Below are 23,178 nucleotides of genomic sequence, written 5' to 3'. Positions count from 1 at the left end.
TGTAACCTTTCATGACAAAAACGTTGCTAAACAATCGCTATCAAGTTATTCAGGTACTCGGTGTTGGTGGGTTTGGTGAAACTTTTCTCGCAGAAGATACTCATCTCCCTTCCCGTCGTCGTTGCGTAATCAAGCAACTGAAACCGATGAGTGATGATCCCAAAACCTACCAAATGATTCAAAAACGGTTTGAGAGGGAAGCGGCAATTTTAGAGTATTTAGGAGAAGGAAGTGATCAAATTCCCAAACTCTATGCTTATTTTTCTGAATCTGGACAATTTTACCTTGTACAAGAATGGATTCAGGGGCAAACATTGACTAATGTAATTCAATCCCAAGGCAATTTAGGTGAAACTATTGTCAGAGAAATTTTGCTCAGTTTGCTGTCAATCTTAGATTATGTCCATAGTAAAGGCATTATTCACAGAGATATTAAACCGGATAATATCATTCTGCGGACTCCAGATAATAAGCCAGTTTTAATTGATTTCGGTGCAGTGAAAGAAACTATCCGTACTGTTGCCAATTCTAGCGGTAATCCTACCCAATCTTTAGTGATAGGTACACCAGGCTATATGCCCATTGAACAAGCCATTGGCCGCCCAGTTTATGCTACTGATATTTATAGTTTAGGCTTGAGTGTGATTTATTTACTAACGGGCAAATATCCCCAAGAATTGGAAACTCATCCCCAAACTGGGCAAATACTCTGGCAACAATACGTACCTCATATTTCTCCACAGTTAGTAATGGTATTAAGTCAGGCAATTGAACCTCGCACAAGCGATCGCTATAGCACTGCTAGTAAAATGCTATACGCTCTACAGCCCGTAAACAACGCCACCATTAACTATACGCCCCTAGCAACTATCCCACCAACCAAAGCAAACCCTATACCTTCTAAAACTCTTGTTATTCCCCCAGTCAGTAATTCTGGAATCTGGCAAAATCCTACTATTATTTTTGGTAGTTTGTTAGTAGGTAGTTTAATTGGTGCAATCATAATTTCTGATTTTATCCGTCCAGAAACAACAACTCCTACAGCGAGTACCTCCAATATTGACACAGTACCCACTATTTTACCCACACCAGCTATTACCCCAGACCCTTCTCCAGTAGCCATTACACCTACACCTGCAACCCAACAACGAATTAATTCTTATCCTTTACCCAATACCAATGATCCAGAGGAGTTGACATCTCTCACACTTCAAAAGCCTTTAATTGAAAATACTCCCCCACCCCCAGCTTTATCAACACCACAGCCAGAAGTTGAACCAACTCAAGAAGTTGTGTTACCCGATACTCAAAAACAACAACCCCAGCCACAACCAAAAGTACCAGATTCATTAATTACCTCTAATTCGAGTTTAATAGTTCCCGCTTTTCCGACAGGAACATCTAGAAGTAGTGTAGAAGCCACACTGGGAAAACCAAGAAAAGATTTAAGAGGTTTATGGGGTAATACCCGTGCGGTTACTTACAAATTCGTTCCCAACCAAATTGACTTAGGCTATTTATTTGATCGTCAATCGGGGAAACTCCGCCAAACAGAGGTATCTTTTGCTGCTTCTGTAGATTTACAAATAATGCAAACCACATTAAATCAACTGTTAGAGGGAACAGCAACAGCAGAGATTCAAGAGGGATTAAAAAAAATCCAAAAAGGTCAAAAAGATAATTTTCAGTTTAGCCAAGGTGCTGTTAAAGGTCAGATAGTCAGACAAAATTGTAATTTTATTTACATCAGCATTTGGGACTCAGACTTACATGATTTTGTTAGTCCAGCCGCAGCTAAACAATGTTAAAAAAAAAGAGCCTAGCTTAGGCTCTTCATTAAAAAAAATGATTAGATATCTGGTAGAAATTAAATATGCGTTTCCCAGAACCCTTGTAGAGACGTTCCATGGAACGTCTTTACAATCTTTTTACTTAACTGTCACCTTACCACCAGCTTCTTCAATCCGCTTCTTGATATCTTCAGCAGCATCCTTAGTGACAGCTTCCTTAACTGCTTTAGGAGCAGCTTCTACTAAGTCTTTAGCTTCTTTTAGACCTAAACCTGTGATTTCACGAACAATTTTCAGTACAGCAATCTTCTTATCTGCTGGTACAGAGTCCAAAATTGCGTCAAATTCAGTCTTTTCTTCTGCTACTTCAGCAGCAGCAGCGCCAGGAGCAGCCATCATCATCATACCACCAGCAGGAGCAGCAGCAGTTACACCAAAGGCTTCTTCAATTTGCTTAACTAATTCAGAAGCTTCTAATAAGCTGAGAGATTTCAATTGTTCTAAAATTTGTTCGGTTGCAGCAGACATGGATATAACTCCTAAAGAATTTTTGATTTGTTAGTTGTTAGTCGTCATTTATTAGTGGTTAGCTTTCACTAACTACCTCTAACTCGGAAGCACTTTCAGGACTACCGCTATTTTCTTTTTCAGCGACAGCTTGCAAAGCGCGAGCCAAGGAACTGGGAACTTCGTTGATACCAACAGCCAGCTTGGTAGCTACAGCGTTGATAGCACCAGCAATTTGACCCATGAGTTGTTCCTTAGATGGCAAGTCTCCTAGAGCCTTGACATCAGCTTCACTCAGGACACGACCTTCCATGACACCACCGCGAATTTCTGTTTTCTTGGTGGCTTTTTGGAATGCTTGATAAGCTTTGATCGCAGATAAATCTTCTTTAACTAGCAAAAATGCCGAAGAGCCATTGAGCAATTCTGACATTGGTTGCCATTGTTGCTGATCCTGAATGGCAATGCCCATCAAGGTGTTTTTTGTCACCTTACATACAGCACCACTAGGACGCAGTTGCCGACGCAAGTCCGTGATTTCAGCAACTGTCAGCCCCTGATAATCAATTACCAGAGCTAAAGTTGATGAACTCAAGGTTTCTTTGAGATCAGCTACTATCTCTTTTTTGTTTTCTAACGTTCTTCCCATACTTATCTCACCTCCAAGGGCAAAATTATCTTAGTTGTTGGTTATCAGTGAAGAGTTTTTACTCTATTCCCTATGACCTAATTGGCTGTCATCTTTTATCTGTAACCTTTTTTCTGACTAACCGAAAACAATTAACCCCAGCTATCTGAGCCGGGGTTTCCAGGTGGTATTTTAAATCCTATAGTTATAACGCTTTTGCGCTTTAAACTGTGGGTTCAAATTACAACCTCGGCAGGGTATTAAGTTATTAGCACCTGCTGTCTCCGGCTTTGCTTATTTAATTTTGATTATTGGTCATGGGGCATTGATGATATAAAACTATGACCAATTACCTGTGACCAATTATCCATGACCAAATTAGGCAACTTCAGTCAATTTTAACTCCCGTAGGGCGCTCACATCAATCGCAATTGATGGACCCATTGTAGAAGAGATATACAAGGAACGCCAATAACGACCTTTAGCTCCTGAAGGACGGTTACGGTCTATTGACTCTTGCAATGCCTTGAGGTTGATTAATAAATCTTCAGGTGAGAAAGAAGCTTTACCAAACATAACATGAACAATCCCAGTCCGATCAGCACGATATTCTAATTTACCTGCTTTGAATTCGGCGATCGCACTAGCAACATCAAATGTTACTGTTCCACCCTTGGGTGATGGCATTAAACCACGGGGACCCAGCAATTTACCAAGCTTTGCTACCTGTGGCATCACGTCTGGTGTAGCAATGAGCTTATCAAAGTCCATGAAGCCTTTCTGAATCTGCTCAATCAGTTCTTCTGAACCTGCTATATCCGCACCAGAATTACTTGCTTCTGTGACTTTTTCCCCTCTAGCGATCACTGCCACCCGCACTATCTGTCCTGTACCTTTAGGCAGTGCCACAGTTGTCCGCAACTGTTGGTCTGTATATTTGGGGTCAATTCCTAGACGGATATGAGCTTCAGCCGCTTCAGCAAATTTAGCGGTTGCTGTTTCTTTTAACAGAGCTAATGCTTCTGAGGGTATATAATCCCTATCTTCTACTTTTTCTAACAGCGCCTGTAACCGGCGTGATACTTTTTTTGCCATTTTTTTCTCCTGGGGTCATCTCGAAGCTGCGCCTCTCCCCCGATATGATTTTGTTATTGGTTAGTTGTCAGTTGTCAGTTGTTATTTACTGTCACCTGTCACCTGTTGACTGTCACCTAATCTGTGACAGTTACGCCCATATTTCTAGCAGTTCCTTCCACGATATTCATGGCTGCATCAATATCATTGGCGTTGAGATCAGGCAGTTTCGTTTGAGCAATTTCGCGTAATTGCGCTCTGCTAATGTTACCAACTTTCTTTTTGTTGGGTTCATTTGAGCCTCTTTCAATTTTCGCTGCCTTGCGAATCAATACTGATGCTGGTGGGGTTTTGAGTACAAATGTAAAACTTCTGTCTTCATAAACTGAAATTTCTACAGGGATCACCATTCCAGCTTGATCTGCTGTTTTGGCGTTGTACTCTTTGCAGAACATCATGATATTAACACCATGTTGACCCAGGGCAGGACCAACTGGCGGTGCTGGGTTGGCTTTCCCAGCATTCAGGGCCAATTTAATGACCGCTACTACTTTCTTCGCCATTTGTATTTAGCTCTGTTTTTTAACCTGATTAAATTCCAATTCTACTGGTGTATCTCTTCCAAAGATTGAGAGTAGAGCTTTTAGTTTACTCCGTTCTGGGGAAACTTCAACCACCTCGCCTTCAAAATCCTTAAATGGACCAGAAAGCACAACTATCTTATCACCTGTAGCCATATCAATTTTGACTACTGGCTCTTGTTCTGTGGTTTGTTTGAATATGCGTTCAACTTCCGCTGGATTCAAAGGAACTGGCTTAACGTGACCACGGCCTCTACCGGCACCACGCTTTTGTTCCGCCCCCACAAAGTTAATGACGTGAGAGGTGTTTCTTACCACCTGCCATGTATCATCACTCATTACCATTCGTACTAGCACATAACCAGGAAAAACTTTTTCTTCTGCTGGCTGACGTTTACCATCTTTACGGATTTTCACCGTTGGTGTGTGGGGAATTTCCACTTGGATGATTTTGTCAGCTACATCAAAAGTTTGGATGCGCTGCTCTAAATTTGTCTTGACTCGTTTCTCACAGCCGGAGGCTACTTGCACTGCATACCAGCGTGTTTCTTTTATCGCTGTTTCCAGTGCTTCCTCTGACTGCAAATCTAAGTTGCGTGGTTCGTCTGTTGCAGAAGTCATCAGAACACCTGTTTTGCTGCCCAACCGAACAATCCATCGACCAAGTATATCAAAGATGCGGAGAGTGTAACCATTAACAGTACGGCGGCTGATTCGCTCACCAACTGTTTCCGACTGGGCCAGACCACTTTTTCAAGTTCTTCCTTCGTTCCTTGGAAAAAATTGTTTAAGCTAAACCCATTTTCGGTTTCTGGTATTTCTGCTTCACTTTTTTTGGCCACAGTCGTTATACCCCCGTTTCTTAAAATAGCCTGACCTTGTTATTTTTCTCAAGGTTTACAGCTTCGACCTAAATGAAATGACAACAAGAAAGCTGTAATTTAAAAATAATTATACCCGAAATAATTAACGCTTTCTGCCAATATGGCAGTCACGTTATTGTTTCGGGCTATATTTTTCTTTTCAGCGCGCCCTGGAGGACTTGAACCCCCGACATCAGGTTTTGGAGACCTGCGTTCTACCAACTGAACTAAGAGCGCACAAGCTTTTCTTGTTACAGTGATTGCGCTGAACTTTTTTTAGTTTAACGCAATTCGAGTTTTATTGTAACTTATTTTTTTCTTTTTGGCAAGTTAGCGGCAGATGCCGCTTGCAGCTTGGTTTTTTTCGATCAATTCACCATTTTGAATCACAGAGCGCGATCAAATCTTTGTTTAATCCGGGTTGCTTTACCGACGCGATCGCGTAAGTAATAGAGTTTAGCACGTCTAACCTTACCACGACGTAATACTTTAATACTTTCAATGCGGGGAGAATGCAGCAAAAATACTCTTTCAACACCCACGCCTTGGAAAACTTTGCGGACTGTAATAGTTTCGTTAATACCACCATTCCGTCTGGCTATGACGACACCTTCATAAGGTTGGACACGTTCTTTTGCCCCTTCCTTAATTTTGACTCCGACTTTAACTGTGTCACCTACATAGATATCAGGTAAATCTGACTTTAATTGTTCCGCTTCGATTGAGCGAATAATTTCTTGTACGTTCATTTTTCTGTTTTTTGAAAAAACTCCCAATCGCTAATTATAAATCCATAATCGCCCGCGAGTCCAGTTATTTAACGCATTTAGGTAAAGAATATTAATTTTACCCATTACATGACGACTGACAACTGACAACTGACCAATGACCAATCCCTGTTGTAAAATAGACAGTGTAAGGATTCAGGGGGGGCCAGTTTACTGGTCATAAACGCCTATAGAGACCATCTTTGGAAATGTTCAAGGTTTAAAGTCCAGCCAGCTAAAACAACTCCAGCGGCTGTACCACCAAAGGATATCAGGCGATCGCATTACTACATCCGAGTTTGCCCAACGTCTGGCGGCAATTAGTACAGAAATTAATCAACCTATTTGTGCCTATCTCAACCGTCGCGGACAAGTGATTCGAGTAGGTGTAGGTACTCCACGTCAAACCCAAATTCCACCCCTGGAATTGCCACGTTATGGCGCAGAGCGTCTGAGCGGTATTCGTTGTTTATCCACCAATCTGAAGTCAGAACCACCGAATGAGTCAGCATTGACGGCGATGGCTTTACAAAGATTGGATGCCTTAGTAGTTTTAAATATTACTGGTACAGGATTTACAAAGCGTGGTGGTGGTTCAACTGGATACGTAAAAGAAGCTTACTTAGCGCATCTAGTAGCCAATAGCAGACAGTTAGTTGCAACTCAATCTTCTGGGATCAATATTCCAGAAGCGGGGATATATTCTCACACATCACCACCTTTGAGCTTAGATGCTTTAGCCGACCAGGATTTTCTAGACTTAGTAGAAAGTTTAGAAGAAGAATTTAGTCGGGAGTATGTAGCTCAAGAAGTAGACGCTGATCATGATCGGGTAGTGATTGTGGGAGTGCTAACAGAAAATACTACTCCTCAACAATTCCAAGACATCATCTCAGAATTGGGAAGGTTAGTAGATACTGCTGGAGGAGAAGTATTGCAGACGTTACAACAAAAGCGATCGCGCATTCATCCCCAAACAGTTATCGGTGAAGGTAAAGTCCAAGAAGTTGCCCTAGCCGCCCAAACTCTAGGCGCTAATTTGGTAGTATTTGATCGTGATCTTTCACCAGCCCAAGTCCGCAATCTCGAAACACAAATTGGTGTGAGAGTTGTTGACCGCACCGAATTGATTTTAGATATCTTTGCTCAACGCGCTCAATCAGGTGCAGGTAAATTACAGGTGGAACTGGCACAATTAGAATATATGCTGCCACGACTCACAGGCAGAGGTCAAGCCATGTCCAGATTAGGAGGTGGTATTGGGACAAGAGGACCAGGTGAAACCAAATTAGAAACAGAACGCCGGACTATTCAAAAACGGATTTCTCGACTGCAACAAGAAGTTAATCAATTACAAGCTCATCGTTGTCGGTTACGTCTACGGCGACAACATCGGGAAGTTCCCTCGGTAGCTTTGGTAGGTTATACAAATGCAGGTAAATCTACTCTACTCAACGCCCTCACCAATTCGGAAGTATACACGGCTGACCAATTGTTTGCCACCCTTGACCCTACTACCCGGCGTTTAATACTTCCCCACGCGGAGACAGGCGCACCCCAGGAAACTCTCATGACAGATACTGTAGGGTTTATCCATGAGTTACCTGAATCTTTGATGAATGCCTTTCGTGCCACTTTAGAGGAAGTCACAGAAGCGGATGCTTTACTACATTTAGTAGATTTATCTCATCCGGCTTGGTTAGGTCATATTCGTTCAGTTCGGGACATACTCGCGCAAATGCCAGTCACACCTGGACCTGCCTTAGTTGCTTTTAATAAAATTGATCAAGTTAGTAGTGAAACACTGGCTTTAGCAAGAGAGGAGTTTCCCTTGGCAGTATTTATTTCTGCTACTGGGCGTTTAGGACTAGAAACTCTCCGTCAGCGTTTATCTTTACTAATTCAATACGCTGTGGATGGTGATTGATAATTGTCAAAATGGGCGGGGAAACCCTATTCCTGCTTCATTAAAGTGATTGATAATTGTCAAAATGGGCGGGGAAACCCCGCCCCTACTATTGCTTCATTAAAGCTAGTTCAATGCAATCTTCGCTGGGCTGTTTGATGCTCACTTCTACGTCAGGACCAAAATATCTGGTCATTTTTTCCTGCTTTTGTTGCCAAGTATCTAGGGTAATTAGTGGTGAATAGAATTCTAAAATTAAGGTATAAGCCCCATTGACTTCGGTTTCTTGTAAACTAGTCACTACTGGTCTTTCCTCGTCAGTGGGACTCAAGCCTAGATATGCTAGAGCTACATCTAAATGGGACTTTTGTCCATAGCAGTAGCGTGTAATGTCTTTGCGAATTTTATTTTGCGTGACAGTTGCTTGTTGTTTTCTGAGTTCCAGAATTGATGGTGTGGTAGCTTGGCTGAAGGGTATGGGTTTAAGTTCATTAGCTTTCAGGGCTAAACCTCCCAATAGCAGCGGAAAACCATAGAAAAATCCGACTAGATTGAGAGTAGCATTATCCGCAAAGTAGGCAATAAAACCTATGATAGTCAGTATACTACCTATTGTTAAACCAAGTGTTCCCAGAGAAATTCCGCCGATCATAATTTGAGATTAGTATAATTTCTTTTCATCTTAAGCCTATTATGATCTCTGATCAGCGACAAATTGGGAAAAGAGTAAGTGAAATTTTTCCTTTTTGCGTTAACTTTAGATTTGAAGTATTTAAAAGACGGGAAGCCAAAAAATGGATATTCAGACAATTAAAGAGCGAATTAGCACAGTTCAAGGTAAACGTGAATATTTGCTGAGTTTATTAGAACAACCCAATTTAGGGACTTTAAGAGTTGATGTCAATCAAGCTTTGGAAGAATTAGATGATTTAATGGATGAATTTAAACGGACTATTCCTGAAGCGAGAAATAATTAACTTCTAGCTGGTAATAGGTAATGGGAATTAATCTTGAGTTACCTATTGTCTATTCCTAACAATGTATTGTTACAGAAAAATGCGATCGCACTTTTAGTTTACCACTTCAGGAGCGATCGCATTTACTCTATCAGTAATTCTCTGACCTAACTCTCTCACTAAAGCCACAAGGTCTAAAGTCGGAATATCTTTTTTGCAAAATTTATCAAACTTATGTCTAGTTTTATTTTGCCCAAAAGTTACTTCATCTATGGAAGAATAAGCAAGAATTTGAGTAGTTGGAGATATAGATTTAATGTAATCAGATGCTAACCAACCATCCATAATTGGCATTTGCAAATCGAGAATAATGACATCAGGCTTATAGCATTTAACCATCTCTATAGCTTCTTGACCATTACTAGCTAAACCAACAACATTAATATTCTCTTGAAGAGAAAAAACTAATTGTAGGCTTAAACGAGTGAGTTCATGATCATCAACTACTAGAATACGTAAGTTAGAAGACTCACGGGACAACATTAACATTCCACGCCAATAATAAATATTAATTGATATCAATTTGAAAGATGATGCTGATAAAGAGAAAATTGTCAAGCTTATAAATTCAGAGGGAACAGGAAACGGGCAACAAGCAGCAGGTAACAGAAAAAACTCATGTTCGAGTCGAGTTAAACATGATATTGAAATAAAGACACTGTTTTTTTCGTGCTACGCATCTTTGAAAAACATCCTTTTTTTAACTGAGCTTTAAACTCAGCAACTTTTGTTTCTTATCTGTTCCCTTTTTTTGTAAGTCTTGGACAATCCCATATCAAAAATCAAATATCCAAAATGATATGAACTCTTATAGTGTATGAGTATAGGTGAAATAATTCACTCTATCTTATGGATGAATTTAAGTGACTAAAAAATGATTTAAATGCGGAAAATTCATTAAGGAAATGTTGTTTTTGCATAATTATCTCCTGAGTGATTATTTCCAATATATATATCTATTGATTGAAGAAGAATTCACATAATAATTTGTCAATTCAAGTATAGCTAACGCCAAGCATCCGCTATCAGAATCTCAAGTTATTATTCACCTTTGCTGCAACTAATGAGAGTTTAATTCATACCAACAGAACGTAATGCCATAGACATCAGAATTTTTTGGGAATTAGCTTCTGAACAGTTTTCACCGGGATATCTTTGGATATAACTACCATCAGGTTGTAAATCCCAAGCATGACGATTATCTGCCAACATAATGCCTAAAATTTCTTGCAAGTCCTTGGCAATATCTTGATCTTTGATAGGGGTAATTACTTCAACTCGACGATCTAAATTGCGACGCATCCAATCAGCACTGCCGATATATATTTCTTCTTGACTATTGTTGTAGAAATAGAAGATTCGGGAGTGTTCTAAAAAGCGACCAATAATGCTGATGATCCGAATATTATCACTGAGATTTGGTAGCCCAGGACGCAAACAACATATCCCGCGAATAATGAGGTCAATTTTCACACCAGCGCGGGAAGCTTCGTATAGTGCAGAAATTATTTGTGGATCAACTAGGGCGTTCATTTTGGCAACAATCCGACCAGAAAATCCTTTTTGGACATTTTCGATTTCGCGTTTAATTAATTCGAGAAAGCGATCGCGCATATTCACAGGTGCAACCATAACTTCTCGATAGGATTTCTGGCGAGAATAACCGGTTAAAAAATTAAACACATCTGTTAAATCTGCACCCAATTCTTCCCGACAACTGAATAATCCGATATCTGTATAGAGTCGTGCTGTTTTGGGGTTATAATTACCAGTACCAATATGTACATAGCGACGCATCCGGTCTTTTTCCCGACGGACGATGAGGACAATTTTGCTATGGGTTTTCAAACCAACTAAACCATAGACAACATGAACACCAACTCTTTCTAAACGTCTAGCCCAGTAAATATTATTCTCTTCATCAAACCGGGCTTTTAATTCTACTAATACCGAAACTTGTTTACCATTTTCTGCCGCAGCAATTAAAGCATTGACAATGGGTGAGTCTCCAGAAGTCCGGTAAAGAGTCATTTTGATAGCTAGGACATTAGGATCATGGGCGGCGCTAGTAATAAAACGCTCCACTGTACCGGAGAAAGATTGATAAGGATGATGGACTAGCAAATCTTTTTCGCGGATTACGGAAAAAAAGTCTTTTCCTTCTTCTAGTTCTGGAACATCAACATCAATGCTTGGTTCTCTCAGCCGTTGTAAGCGGGGAGGAACGACAGATTGACGAGGGGGATCTTTTAGTTCTGGTAATGGTAGCGCCAAAAAATACATTAAATCCCGCAATCCTAACAAACCATCAACTTCGTAAATATCACTTTCCGTTAATCCTAAATCCTGTAAAAGCCGGGAACGAACTGATGTAGGGGTTTGGGAGCGAATTTCTAACCTGACAGTATTTCCACCCATGCGCCGTTTGCGGAGTTCTTGTTCAATAGCTAATAAGAGATCATCCGCTTCATCTTCTTCTAATTCCAAATCAGCATCACGGGTAATGCGGAAGGGGTGATATTCTTGGATATTCATCCCTGGAAAGAGAGATTCTAAATTATGAGCGATCGCTTGTTCTAAGGGAATCCCCGTCCAGTTAGCAATTTTTCCATCTTCCTGCATTCCCAACTCTGGGGGTAAAGGCAAAAATCGTGGTAAAACTCTAGGAACTTTAACTCTGGCAAAAAACTCCTCTTCCGTATCGGGATTTTTTAGCACCACTGCTAAATTTAAACTGAGATTAGAAATATATGGAAAGGGATGACTAGGATCAACAGCAAGGGGTGTGAGAACCGGAAACACCTGTTCTTCAAAGTAATTATCTAAGTAATTTCTTTGTTTTTCATTCAGTTCTATGTAATCTAGGATATAAATCCCCTGTTGTGCTAACAGTGGTTGTAAAACTTTCTCAAATTCTGCATTTTGTCTTTGAACTTGGGGTCTGAGATTCAGTCGAATATCATCTAGTTGTTTTTGTGGTGTCCGTCCATCTGGAGTTAATAAATTAACAGTGGCTTCTATCTGTTGCTTTAAACCTGCCACTCGCACCATAAAGAATTCATCTAAATTAGAACTAAAAATGGCTAAAAATTTTAGCCTTTCTAATAAAGGAGTTCTCGGATCACAGGCCTCATGCAACACCCGACTGTTAAATTCTAACCAACTTAATTCACGGTTAATGTAGTATTGCTGATCACTTAAATTAATAGCACCCGGATTTTTTTTTGGTTTCGCCATGATTACTTAGATTAAGGTAGACATTGTTCATAGAACCAATGAATATACATATCTTAATTGCTAGTGATTAGATTTTTACACTTCTTCATGTAGAAAGCTGATTCAGTTGTAGACTGAATTATATTTATGTATAAGACTCATGTTTAATTTTTTTAATATACGTAGAGTGGGTGAGGCGATAGCGCAAGTGCTGACTTGTCAGTTCGCTAATCCCCTAAGTAGGTGGGCGTTAAAAATTGTCCTTGGGGCAAGGCAGGGGCAGGGGGGCAGAGGGGCAGGAAATAAGTTTTTACCTCGTTAGACGTAGGAAATGTTATATGTTTCAGGCTACTCGTCGCCGTTTGGCTATTTGGTACACCGCTGTAACTGCAATCTTACTATTACTATTTGCTAGTGGGGTATATTTGTATGTTCGCAGTACATTAATTGAGCGAATTGACGATACATTATATCATGTGGTGGAAGTTGTAGAACGTTCTTTAGTCATTGAACCAATCAGCTTTCACCCGACTCAATTGCGAGTAAATATAGAAGCTAGTTTTCGTAATAATGCTGAAAATGCGGAAGATGATCGCATTGATTTAGAGTGGTTTAATCCTAATGGTGAATTAGTGTGGTCAACTTTTTCGGAAATATTAGATATTCCTATTCATACTTATCATACAGGTGAAACTGTGCGCGTCGCTGGTATGGGAGGATGGGGAGAATCTGCACTATTATTAAGACAAGTTACTAAAAGAATAGAACTAGGAAGACAGGTTTTAGGCTATTTGCGAGTCAGTCATCCTTGGTTTGAGGTGACAAAACCCAGCCGACAATTAATTTTTGATTTGGCTTTAGGTATCAGTTTAATGGTATTGTCTGTAGCTGCCAGTGGTTGGTTTTTATCGGGGAAAGCTATGGAACCAGTGGGGGAATCCTACCAACGCTTAAAACAATTTACCGCTGATGCTTCCCATGAATTAAGAAGTCCTATTGCGTTAATTCAAACTAATGTCCAAGTGGCTTTATCTGATTTAGATTTAGTTGAAGAAACAGGAAACAATACAATTCAATATCGCCAACAATTAAAAGTAGTAGAAAGACTTACTCAAAGATTGGGAAAGTTAGTAAATGATTTACTTTTTTTAGCGAGACAAGATAGTGGTATTAGCACAGATGTATTTTCAGCTTGTCCTCTTGATGCTCTCTTGATGGAAGTTGTCGAAGAACAACAAATTGTAGCTAGGGAAAAACAAATTAATTTAGTTCTTCATTTAGTTGATCCTCCCCCGACAGAAATTAATCCTGAATTATTAGAAAACTGGTTTACTTTGATGGGAAATTGGGAGCAATTGGTAAGATTATTGACAAATTTAATTGGCAATGCTTTGCAACATACTCCGATATCAGGAGTAATAAAAGTAGAATTAGGGAGAATAGAAGGCATAAATCGAGTTGCCGGAATGCGTTACACTAATTCTTATTTACAAATTAAAGTCAGTGATACAGGAATTGGTATCCCCACAGAAGCGTTACCAAGATTATTTGACCGCTTTTATCGAGTTGATCCGGCACGAACCCATAGAACTGGCAAAACAGATAAAACCACAACTACTGGTTCAGGATTAGGATTAGCGATCGCTCAAGCTATTGTCGAACATCATCAAGGACAAATTCAAGTAACCAGTACACCAGGTGAAGGTACGACTTTCACCGTTACTCTACCAATTTTGTCCCCTGACTAATAACCAATGATCAATGACCAATCCATCTGATTTTGTTAAGCTATCGGAAATGATTCCTTGATTTGTGGTTTAAGAGGCGGTAGTGTGCCAAAACACATTCGGTTAATTTCTCTTTTAGTTGCTTGTAGTTTATGGAGTTTGCCTAAAGCTGCTCATGCTCAAGCATTCATTCCTCATACAGTGCAGATTGATTATGCACAGTTAGAGCGGCAGGGTTTGAGCTTGGCACAGGAAGCAGCTATGTTAGCTCAGTTTCAGAGGGTTGAACCAGCTTTACTCAGAGCGCAGTTAGCGACAAAACTAGCTCCGCAGAATGATAAAGTCTGGTGGCTGTTGGGGAGTTTGTATTTACAAAATAAAGAATTTGATGAGGCTATTACCTCATTGAACAAAGCCCAAACACTCAACCCCAAAAATCCTGAAGTGCTATTTGCTTTAGGTTCAGCTAAGTTTCAAAAAAAAGATTACCAAGCATCGCTCACCCATTATCAACAGGGTTTGAAATTGAAACCCGATTATGCTGGGGGGTTGTTTGATTTGGGCAACGCTTACTTTATGTTAAATAAATTCCCAGAAGCGATCGCTCAATTCAATTTGGCTGTTAAACAAGATCAAAAGTTTTGGCCAGCCATCAACAACATTGGTTTAATCAAATACGAGCAGGGCGATATTTCAGGAGCAATTCAGCAATGGCAAACAGCAGTCACCATTGATCAAAAAGCCGCCGAACCAATGCTTGCTTTAGCAGTGGCATCCTATAACAAAGGGGATAGACAAAAAGGCTTACAAATGGGAATATCCGCACTCCGCACAGATTACCGTTATGCCGATTTAGATTTTCTCAAAGAAAATCTTTGGGGTGAACGCTTGCTGTCAGATACCAAAAAATTCCTAGAATTACCGGAAATTAAATTAGCACTAGTGCAACAGGAGGAATTACCAACACCTCAATAGGGATTGGTAATTGGTGATTGGTCAGTTGTCAGTTGTCAGTTGTCAGTTGTCAGTTGTCAGTTGAAAACATATTCTCCCTGCTCCCTGCCTCTTCTCTGTCACCTGTCACCTGTCACCTGTCACCTTCCCTTGCTCCCCTGCCCCCTTGCCCCAACGACTATTTTCAACGCCAACCTACTTATCCTGGTGGTAGCAGGTTGAAAATTTGGTCTATAAACTGTTGATGATCAACCACAGGCTTAGAAATATAACCATCAGCACCGCTTTGTTTCAGAAAATTCTCGCGATCGCCTTCCATAGCGTGTGCTGTCACTAAAATAATCGGTAAGTGGGCTGTTTGTGGGTCAGATTTTAACATTTGTGTAATTTTGATACCATCAACAGACTTACCTTGATATACACTACGTGACAAAGAAACATCCATTAAAATCAAATCAATTTGACCCGCTTGGGCAATTTCCATGACCTCGTCTACATTTTCCGTATGTTTTACACCCAAGCCACCGCGTTTAGTGAGAATTTTAGAAAAAACGCGAGCATTAATTAAATCATCTTCGACAATTAAAACAGTTTTCATGAGACTTTATACTAATAGGGCTAACACCGGAGCAATCTCTGTTGTATTTTTAATAATCCATAAGCTTAGATCACATCAAGGATAATACTACTGCTTTTTATCTTAATGAGTATCAAGATTGTGTGAGTATTTCTATTTCATCCGTTATGCTGTGATTGCGAAGCGTGTTATCTTCTAGCGGCTGTTGTGTAGTGAAAATTCAGGGAAAAACCTCATGGCAAAACAGTTAAACCTTCTCTCCAAGGGACAGGTCATCACCACCGCCCTGCACACCGAAATGCAACGGTCATACCTAGAATATGCCATGAGTGTGATTGTGGGGCGAGCCTTACCAGATGTCCGTGATGGGTTAAAACCAGTGCATAGGCGCATCCTATATGCCATGCACGAACTGGGTTTAACACCAGATCGACCTTACCGAAAATGCGCCCGTGTGGTTGGAGATGTTCTCGGTAAATATCATCCTCACGGTGATCAATCAGTTTATGATGCTTTAGTTCGATTAGTCCAAGACTTTTCCAGCCGTTATCCCTTACTGGGGGGACATGGTAACTTTGGCAGTGTTGATAATGACCCACCAGCGGCGATGCGGTACACGGAAACCCGTCTTGCACCTGTGGGACATGAGGGAATGTTGGCGGAAATTGCCGAAGAAACGGTGGACTTTACTGGGAATTTCGACAATTCCCAACAAGAACCAACGGTACTACCTGCTCAATTACCATTTTTGTTGCTGAATGGTTGTGCCGGAATTGCCGTAGGAATGGCCACAAATGTTCCTCCCCACAACTTGGGAGAAATTGTAGATGGGTTAATTGCCTTAATTGATAACCCAGAGTTAACGGACGAAAAATTATTTCAATTAATTCCCGGACCAGACTTTCCGACTGGTGGGGAAATTGTTGATCATGGGGGAATTAAAGAGGCTTACACCACTGGTAAAGGTGGTATTGTCATGCGCGGCATAGTGACAATGGAAGAAATTCCTGCCACCAGGGGAAGTAAACGCCGCACAGCATTAATAGTCACAGAACTGCCCTATCAAGTCAATAAGGCTGGTTGGATTGAAAAAATCGCCGATTTAGTCAATCAAGGTCGTTTACACGGAATTTCTGATATTCGGGATGAGAGCGATCGCGATGGAATGCGCGTAGTTATTGAACTTAAACGTGATACCAACCCCCAAGAATTACTCCAGCATTTGTATCACCAAACTGCTTTACAAACGACCTTTGGGGCGATTCTTTTAGCTATAGTTGATGGACAACCCCGCCAATTAAGCTTACGGCAACTTTTAGAGGAATTTCTCAAGTTCCGAGAACATACCCTCAACCGTCGCTACAGTTATGAACTAGAGAAAGCAGAAAATCGGGTCAATATCCTCACTGGATTGCTAAAAGCTCTGTCAAATTTAGATGATGTTATTACAATTTTACGGCAAGCTCCCGATGGCAGTACAGCCAAGATGACACTTTGTAGCCATCTGGATTTAACTGAGGTACAAGCAGATGCAATTCTGTCTATGCCATTACGTCGTCTCACCAGTTTAGAACAGCAAAACTTACAAAAGGAATTTGACCAAATTAGCCAGGAAATTACCCTCTTGCGGACATTACTGGAAGATAGACGGGAACTCCTCAAGGCTTTGAAAAAAGATTTGCGGACACTCAAACGCAAATACAATGATCCTCGTCGCACCAAAATTGTTCATAACCAAGAAAAACCAGTTCCAGAAGATAAAACTAAAACTAAAAAATCAGCAGTAGCACCAGAAGAAAATTCCCCATCTAAAATTCCCCATTCCAAACCAGAACAACCCCCAGAAGAAACTATTTTAGAAGTTACTCAACGGGGTTATGTGCGCCGCATTTCTCCCAACAGCAAAAAACCGAAAGGGGAAAACGGGTTATTGGATCATGATTTCATTATCCAAACTGAATTAACTAATACTCAGAAAGACCTATTAATCCTGACTAGCGGGGGTAAAGTCTATCCGATTACGGTGGGAGATATTCCCATGACTACTGGACGTAGTTCGACTTCGCTCACTACAAGTTCTGCGAGGGGAACGCCATTGATTACTATGCTTACCAGTACCGCCCAAGGTAATACCGAAGGTATAGTTACCCGGTTCTTGCTACCCGAAAATCCACAAAATCAAGAAATGGTGTTGGTGACGAAGGAAGGACGCATTAAACGTCTGTCTTTATCAGAATTTGTTAACCTCTCTCGAAGAGGAATTACAATTTTGAAACTCAAAGATGATGACGAATTAGCTTTTACCCAATTCACTACCAGCGGACAACATCTCATTTTGGCTAGTTCTAGCGGTCGTCTGTTAAGGTTTCCCGTCAATGATGAACAGCTACCAGTGATGGGTCGTGCTGCAATGGGGTTACAAGCATTCCGACTCTTGAAAAATCAGCAAATGGTTGGCTGCGTCAATGTCAGCAAAGATGGCCAATTATTGCTAGTCACAGAAGAGGGATATGCCAAAATCATGCCAGCCAGTACCTTAAGGGCTGCTAATCGTGGTGATTTAGGGATACAAGTTTTGAAATTTAATAACAAAACCGACAATTTAGCCGCAATGGTACGAGCAAATCCAGGAACAGAAGTCGCACTACTAACAAATAAAGAGCGAGTAATCCGCATATCAGTAGATACAGTTCCTCATCTCAGTAAGGACAGTAAAGGTGAAACTATTTGTCAACTGAACCGGGATGAGAGAATTATCTCTGTGGTGGAGGTGGAGTAGGGTTTTGACACTCCCCGGTCTCAAGACACGGGGATTTTTAAGACTCACAATAAAAAAAATTATACCTCTTTAAACAGTTCGGTGTCTGAGTAATACTGAAAAAACAAAGTATTTGACATTAATTCCCGAATACTATAGTATTCAATCATGAACAACAAAATTATTGATTTATTTTCTGGTGCAGGTGGCTTAACTACAGGTTTTCATTTGGCTGGCTTTGAAGCCTTATGTGCCATTGATGCAAATAAAAAAGCCTTAGCAACTTATCAACATAATTACCCAAATACTAAAGTTATACATCAAGATATTCGTGAAGTTAATCCCTCAGAACTTCGTCACAATTTAGGATTAGAGAGAGAACAATTACAAGCGATAATTGGCGGTCCTCCTTGTCAGGGGTTTTCCAGAAATATACCTGCTGAATATCGCTATATAGATGATCCACAGAATCAATTATATAAAAGTTTTTTAGATTTTGTAAAAGAGTTTAAACCTCTTTACGTGATTATGGAAAATGTTCCAGAAATTTTGACAGCATATAAAGGGTTATTCAAATATCAAATTACAAATCAACTAGAATCACTTGGATATAAAGTTATATCATCATCTTTAAATGCTGCTAAGTATGGAGTACCACAAACAAGAAGTAGAGCTTTTTTTGTTGCTAGTTTAGAGCGTTTAATTGTCTTACCCAACCCTACACATAATGATGATATTAAAATTAATTCTAAAAATCAAGAATCATACTATCAAACAAACCTACTAAAATCCAATTCTTCTCCAATCGTCACAGTTAAAGATGCAATTGGAGATTTACCAGAATTAAATGCTGGACAAAAATATGATGAAGATAGATATCCCTCAGATCCTCAAACAAGTTATCAAACTTTAATTAGACATAACAGTAGTAAAATTACAAACCATATTGCGCGGGCTTTAAGTTCAATTCAAATGTCAAGAGTAAAGCTGTTAAAAGAAGGACAAGATGCTAGAAATTTACCACCAGAGTTAGCACCTAAAAAACATTATAGTGGTGCTTATGGAAGGCTTTATTGGGATCAACCAGCGAAGACAATTACAAGATGGGTTTTTCATCCTGGTTCTGGGAGATTTTTTCATCCCACACAAAATAGAACTATTACAATACGTGAAGCAGCTAGACTTCATTCTTATCCAGATACTTTTCACTTTTTGGGAACATATACAGAAATGGCTTCTCAAATTGGTGAATCTGTACCTCCACTATTAGCTAAAACTATCGCTGAATGTATTCTCTAAAGTTAAGATTAGGAATTTTGGGCTTGTAAAGCTGCAAGAATAGTTTTCACATAATTATCAGGGTTAAGACGAGTTCTCTGAATATTTATTCTGACTGCTTCTAGAGGAATAATTCTAGCTTTAAAAAGTTGTTTTTGATTTTTGTACCAAACTAACTGGACTTTATCTTCTACACTACCTTGTAAACCTGCACCACTTTTACCTGTTTTTTTGTTTATTGTCCAAGCCCAATTAAAAGTAGTAGGATCAAGTGGATATAAAGGATATTCACAATAAACATATTCATTACCTTTAATAGTTTTCAGAAGTATGCTTTCATAACTATTTTCAACTCTTTGTAATGACTGATTTGTAATCAATTTTTCATTCCAATGTTGAATAACAGCCGCACCTAGTTCTTCTGGTGCAGATAATTCTGTTAAACTAGGGAAACCAAGTTGATCAGCTTTACTAATAATATCGGCTCTTTGAATTACAAAGAAAAATGTACTCCCAACTTTTAAATTATTCAGTTGAAGAGATTTTAATGACCAACCTGTTTTAGTTAAAATATTAACAGCATCATAAAGTAGTTTACTACGTCCTAAAGCTGGATCTGTCAGAGGAATATCTTTAATATAATGAAAAATAGCTTCCCAAGCATAATCTTCTATTGACCCAATTACTGGGGATGCAATAGTAGCAAGAATAGCTTGTTTTAGCCTCTCAATCTCGTTTTCTGTCAACACTTAAAGATTCCTCTACAGCTTGCAAAAATTCACTCATTGTTACAGTTAAAGCATTTGTGATATGACTCAGAACTCTTACAGATGGGCTTTTTAAGCCTCGTTCTAATTGGCTAATATAGGTTCTATGCAGACCTGTAATTTCTGCTAGATACTCTTGGGAAAAGCCTTTCTCTAAACGACGACGTTGTATTTCTAGCCCTAAATTTTGGTCTAGTTTACTTGGTTGCATGAAAAGAGATTAAGGTATTGAATACAAAAGTGCTACAGACTAAAGTATTCAATATATATCACCTTAATCAAGTCGGGTATTTAACTAGGGCTTGCTGAATAAAGCTGTAACCGTCTATTAATAGGGGTTTCGCGGATTTCAAGAACAAGCAAGTGCAAGGTTTTAGCTTATGGTGTCTCAAAACAGTTGCATTTTTCCTTGTCGGATATGGGAAATTGAGGATATCCAGATAGTTGAAACTGTTCCCTGTTCCCTGTTCCCTGTTCCCTCCCCTCACAGATAACTTTTTCAGCAAACCCTAACTAATAATTAGATGAATGTCAGTATTTTTGCGCTAATATGACGTTAGATACTGATATTTTCTACTATGACATCAGATTTTGCCTTTTTAAAGCGGCTATTTAACGCCTTTGACCCCTTCCAACCCTTACCGGCTGGAGATCCTGTTTATGTTGATTGTCACGAAGTGCGGGGTGATGGGGATATACTAGAAGCGGTAGGAAATGAGATTTTGTACTCTGACAGAAACACCTGTCAATTATACGCTGGTCATCGTGGTGCAGGTAAATCTACAGAATTACTCAGACTACAAAAATATTTAGATGAAAATGGGTTTTTTGTTGTTTATTTTGCCGCAGATGAGGAAGATATTGATCCTGAAGATGTTCAATATACAGATATTATTTTAGCTTGTACACGCAATATATTAGCAGTCTTTAAAGATCAAACCGATTCTCAAGCTATATCAAATTGGTTAAAAGAACGTTGCGAAGATTTAAAGGATTTACTACAAACAAAAATTTCTCTAGAAGAATTATCAATGGAAGCGCAAGTTTCCCAATTTGCAAAAATTACTACTAAAATACGCACTGAACCGGGTGAACGTTCTAAAATTCGGCAGTTAATTAATCCCCATACGATTACTTTAACAAAGGCATTAAAGCAGTTTATTAAAGATGTTAAAAAGAGTCTACCTTCACAATATCATGAATTAGTTTTAATTGCTGATAATTTAGATAGAATTGTCCCTATCAATCAAGGAGAAGGACGTAGTAATCATGACCAAATTTTTCTAGATCGTAATGAACAATTGAAAGATTTAGATTGTCATTTGGTTTATACAGTCCCAATTTCTTTAATTTATTCTGATCGCGCTTCATCATTAGCGGATATTTATGGAACTCCCCAAGTTTTACCAATGATTATGGTACAAACACCGGAAAATAAACCTTATGAAAGAGGAATTAGTAAGGTTATTGAACTATTGCAAAAGCGTTTGAGTGAGATTGATCCAGGTCGCTTAATAGTTGATATATTTGAAGATAGTCAATCTTTAGAAATGTTATGTTTGATGAGTGGTGGTCATGTGCGGAATTTATTATTATTAATGAAGGAGGCAATTAAATATACAACAAAATTACCTATTTCTAAAAGAGCCTTACAACGTTCATTTAGCGAATTGAGAACTACTTACAAAAATACAATTTTTCATAATGAATGGGAAGCATTAGCAAAAGTGCATCATTCTAAAGAGATAGTTAATGATCAACTTTATCGGGGTTTATTATTTAATCGTTGTGTTTTAGAATATCGTTATATAGAACCAGATGGAAGTAGTAAAGTTTGGTATGATATTCACCCTTTAATTAAAGGGATAAAAGAATTTCAGGATGCTTATGATGAAGGATATCCTGGATAAAAACAGCTTTAAAAATTGTTAAACATCGTAGGTTGGGTAGAACAAAGTGAAACCCAACATAATGACGGAAATGTTGGAAATGTTGAAAATGTTGGGTTTTCTCAACCCAACCTACATTATTATATATCTAAAATTATGCCTCTTAAACTAAGTGATTGGGATCATGATTTACCAATAGACAAAGATGAAGAATATCAGGCATTTATTCGGACACTTCAATTTACCGAAGGCTTTGAATTGTTATTTGTACGCTGTTCTCCGGCTGAAGGTCAAAAATTAATTATTAAAGTAAAAGAAGATATTAATAATAAAAAGATAGAAGTTTTACAGCTAGATAAATCTATTACTAATTTATATGAAATAATTAATGATTTAGAAAATAAAGACCAAATTAATGTTTTATTTATCACTGGGTTAGAGTCTTCACTGTATGAATATGAAGAATGTAAAAAATTAGCAGGTTGGAGTAGTAGAGAAACCTATTCCTATAGTTGGGAAGGTGTACCACCTGTTTTAATTAACCTGAATCAACAGCGAGAACGGTTTAGAGATAATTTGAAAATGTGTTTTGTTTTTTTATTACCTCAGTTTGCAATTAAATATTTTATTCACCGCGCCCCTGATTTCTTTGATTGGCGTTCTGGTTTATTTGATTTTCCTTTAGATTCAACAACTCTCGAACAAGAAGCAACAAGGATTATTCAAGAAGGAACTTATGAAAAATATGTAAATTTAACGAATGAAGAAACAAATCGGAAAATCCTAGAAATTATAGATATTATTGAACATGAAATAGATAATGAACAAAAAGCTAAATTATTTTTTGAATTAGGTTATTTACAATATATTAGAAAAAATC

Annotated in this window: 21 protein-coding genes, 1 tRNA gene, 1 pseudogene and 1 other annotated feature; of the genes and pseudogenes, 9 read left to right on the top strand and 14 right to left on the bottom strand. The window is 39.0% G+C overall.

Going from position 1 to position 23,178, the window contains the following annotated elements; genetic code table 11:
- Window positions 1-11: 11 nt before the first annotated feature.
- Window positions 12-1,808, top strand: coding sequence for a serine/threonine-protein kinase (locus FJR04_RS19860; RefSeq protein ID WP_168497971.1), 1,797 nt, complete (start codon window positions 12-14; stop codon window positions 1,806-1,808).
- A 120-nt stretch (window positions 1,809-1,928) separates the two neighbouring features.
- Here FJR04_RS19860 and rplL read toward each other — a convergent pair whose 3' ends face one another.
- From rplL to rplS, 8 genes are all read right to left on the bottom strand, one after another.
- Window positions 1,929-2,318, bottom strand: coding sequence for a 50S ribosomal protein L7/L12 (rplL, locus tag FJR04_RS19855; RefSeq protein ID WP_168497969.1), 390 nt, complete (start codon window positions 2,316-2,318; stop codon window positions 1,929-1,931).
- Between the two features lie 58 nt (window positions 2,319-2,376).
- A complete protein-coding gene (rplJ, locus tag FJR04_RS19850) occupies window positions 2,377-2,946 on the bottom strand; it encodes a 50S ribosomal protein L10 (RefSeq protein ID WP_168497967.1) in 570 nt (189 codons plus the stop codon).
- Window positions 2,947-3,066: 120 nt separating this feature from the next.
- Window positions 3,067-3,231, bottom strand: a sequence feature (ribosomal protein L10 leader region).
- A 72-nt stretch (window positions 3,232-3,303) separates the two neighbouring features.
- Window positions 3,304-4,020: a 50S ribosomal protein L1 gene (gene rplA / locus FJR04_RS19845; protein WP_168497965.1), complete on the bottom strand. Its 717-nt coding sequence runs from the start codon at window positions 4,018-4,020 to the stop codon at window positions 3,304-3,306.
- 116 nt (window positions 4,021-4,136) lie between these two features.
- Window positions 4,137-4,562: a 50S ribosomal protein L11 gene (gene rplK / locus FJR04_RS19840; RefSeq protein WP_168497963.1), complete on the bottom strand. Its 426-nt coding sequence runs from the start codon at window positions 4,560-4,562 to the stop codon at window positions 4,137-4,139.
- 6 nt (window positions 4,563-4,568) lie between these two features.
- A complete protein-coding gene (gene nusG, locus FJR04_RS19835) occupies window positions 4,569-5,201 on the bottom strand; it encodes a transcription termination/antitermination protein NusG (protein ID WP_168497961.1) in 633 nt (210 codons plus the stop codon).
- Window positions 5,201-5,422 (bottom strand): preprotein translocase subunit SecE, encoded by a 222-nt coding sequence (gene secE, locus FJR04_RS19830; protein WP_168497959.1) that lies wholly within the window; start codon window positions 5,420-5,422, stop codon window positions 5,201-5,203. The genes nusG and secE overlap by 1 nt, the downstream gene beginning before the upstream one ends.
- Window positions 5,423-5,607: 185 nt before the next feature.
- Window positions 5,608-5,680 (bottom strand) — tRNA-Trp (locus FJR04_RS19825).
- A gap of 149 nt (window positions 5,681-5,829) precedes the next feature.
- Entirely contained in the window at window positions 5,830-6,192 is a 363-nt protein-coding gene (gene rplS, locus FJR04_RS19820) for a 50S ribosomal protein L19 (RefSeq protein WP_168497957.1), read from the bottom strand.
- A gap of 208 nt (window positions 6,193-6,400) precedes the next feature.
- On the opposite strand from rplS, the gene hflX reads away from it, so the two are divergent.
- Window positions 6,401-8,137 carry a GTPase HflX gene (hflX, locus tag FJR04_RS19815; protein ID WP_168498016.1) on the top strand — a complete coding sequence of 579 codons (1,737 nt, stop codon included), beginning with the start codon at window positions 6,401-6,403 and terminating at the stop codon, window positions 8,135-8,137.
- A gap of 88 nt (window positions 8,138-8,225) precedes the next feature.
- Here the strand turns inward: hflX and FJR04_RS19810 are convergent, their stop codons facing one another.
- Window positions 8,226-8,768 (bottom strand): DUF2854 domain-containing protein, encoded by a 543-nt coding sequence (locus tag FJR04_RS19810; RefSeq protein ID WP_168497955.1) that lies wholly within the window; start codon window positions 8,766-8,768, stop codon window positions 8,226-8,228.
- Between the two features lie 142 nt (window positions 8,769-8,910).
- Between FJR04_RS19810 and FJR04_RS19805 the strand changes: the two genes are divergently transcribed.
- A complete protein-coding gene (locus tag FJR04_RS19805; RefSeq protein ID WP_168497954.1) occupies window positions 8,911-9,093 on the top strand; it encodes a hypothetical protein in 183 nt (60 codons plus the stop codon).
- A 93-nt stretch (window positions 9,094-9,186) separates the two neighbouring features.
- On the opposite strand, the gene FJR04_RS19800 is transcribed toward FJR04_RS19805, so the two are convergent.
- Window positions 9,187-9,621 (bottom strand): response regulator transcription factor, encoded by a 435-nt coding sequence (locus tag FJR04_RS19800; protein WP_168498014.1) that lies wholly within the window; start codon window positions 9,619-9,621, stop codon window positions 9,187-9,189.
- 582 nt (window positions 9,622-10,203) lie between these two features.
- Complete coding sequence (ppk1, locus tag FJR04_RS19795; RefSeq protein ID WP_168497952.1) at window positions 10,204-12,369, bottom strand: polyphosphate kinase 1; 2,166 nt, start codon at window positions 12,367-12,369, stop codon at window positions 10,204-10,206.
- Between the two features lie 317 nt (window positions 12,370-12,686).
- On the opposite strand from ppk1, the gene FJR04_RS19790 reads away from it, so the two are divergent.
- Together FJR04_RS19790 and FJR04_RS19785 are read left to right on the top strand one after the other, a co-directional pair.
- A complete protein-coding gene (locus FJR04_RS19790) occupies window positions 12,687-14,096 on the top strand; it encodes a cell wall metabolism sensor histidine kinase WalK (protein ID WP_168497950.1) in 1,410 nt (469 codons plus the stop codon).
- A gap of 84 nt (window positions 14,097-14,180) precedes the next feature.
- On the top strand, window positions 14,181-15,050 hold the full coding sequence (locus FJR04_RS19785) for a tetratricopeptide repeat protein (RefSeq protein WP_168497948.1): 870 nt from the start codon (window positions 14,181-14,183) through the stop codon (window positions 15,048-15,050).
- A 178-nt stretch (window positions 15,051-15,228) separates the two neighbouring features.
- Here FJR04_RS19785 and FJR04_RS19780 read toward each other — a convergent pair whose 3' ends face one another.
- Window positions 15,229-15,627, bottom strand: coding sequence for a response regulator (locus FJR04_RS19780; protein ID WP_168497946.1), 399 nt, complete (start codon window positions 15,625-15,627; stop codon window positions 15,229-15,231).
- Between the two features lie 214 nt (window positions 15,628-15,841).
- On the opposite strand from FJR04_RS19780, the gene FJR04_RS19775 reads away from it, so the two are divergent.
- Window positions 15,842-18,385 (top strand): DNA topoisomerase (ATP-hydrolyzing) subunit A, encoded by a 2,544-nt coding sequence (locus tag FJR04_RS19775; RefSeq protein WP_168497944.1) that lies wholly within the window; start codon window positions 15,842-15,844, stop codon window positions 18,383-18,385.
- Between the two features lie 147 nt (window positions 18,386-18,532).
- Complete coding sequence (locus tag FJR04_RS19770) at window positions 18,533-19,663, top strand: DNA cytosine methyltransferase (RefSeq protein WP_168497942.1); 1,131 nt, start codon at window positions 18,533-18,535, stop codon at window positions 19,661-19,663.
- 8 nt (window positions 19,664-19,671) lie between these two features.
- Here FJR04_RS19770 and FJR04_RS19765 read toward each other — a convergent pair whose 3' ends face one another.
- Together FJR04_RS19765 and FJR04_RS19760 are read right to left on the bottom strand one after the other, a co-directional pair.
- On the bottom strand, window positions 19,672-20,391 hold the full coding sequence (locus FJR04_RS19765; protein WP_168497941.1) for a hypothetical protein: 720 nt from the start codon (window positions 20,389-20,391) through the stop codon (window positions 19,672-19,674).
- A complete protein-coding gene (locus tag FJR04_RS19760; protein WP_168497939.1) occupies window positions 20,369-20,620 on the bottom strand; it encodes a helix-turn-helix domain-containing protein in 252 nt (83 codons plus the stop codon). Before FJR04_RS19760 ends, FJR04_RS19765 begins: the two co-directional genes overlap by 23 nt.
- 367 nt (window positions 20,621-20,987) lie before the next feature.
- Between FJR04_RS19760 and FJR04_RS19755 the strand changes: the two genes are divergently transcribed.
- Together FJR04_RS19755 and FJR04_RS19750 are read left to right on the top strand one after the other, a co-directional pair.
- Window positions 20,988-22,319 carry a P-loop NTPase fold protein gene (locus FJR04_RS19755; protein WP_168497937.1) on the top strand — a complete coding sequence of 444 codons (1,332 nt, stop codon included), beginning with the start codon at window positions 20,988-20,990 and terminating at the stop codon, window positions 22,317-22,319.
- Window positions 22,320-22,334: 15 nt separating this feature from the next.
- Window positions 22,335-23,178, top strand: a pseudogene (locus tag FJR04_RS19750) (hypothetical protein); the annotation flags it as partial.

The sequence above is a fragment of the Anabaena sp. UHCC 0204 genome, from assembly GCF_009711975.1.
GTDB lineage: Bacteria > Cyanobacteriota > Cyanobacteriia > Cyanobacteriales > Nostocaceae > Dolichospermum.
This window is presented reverse-complemented; position numbering and strand designations above follow the sequence as displayed.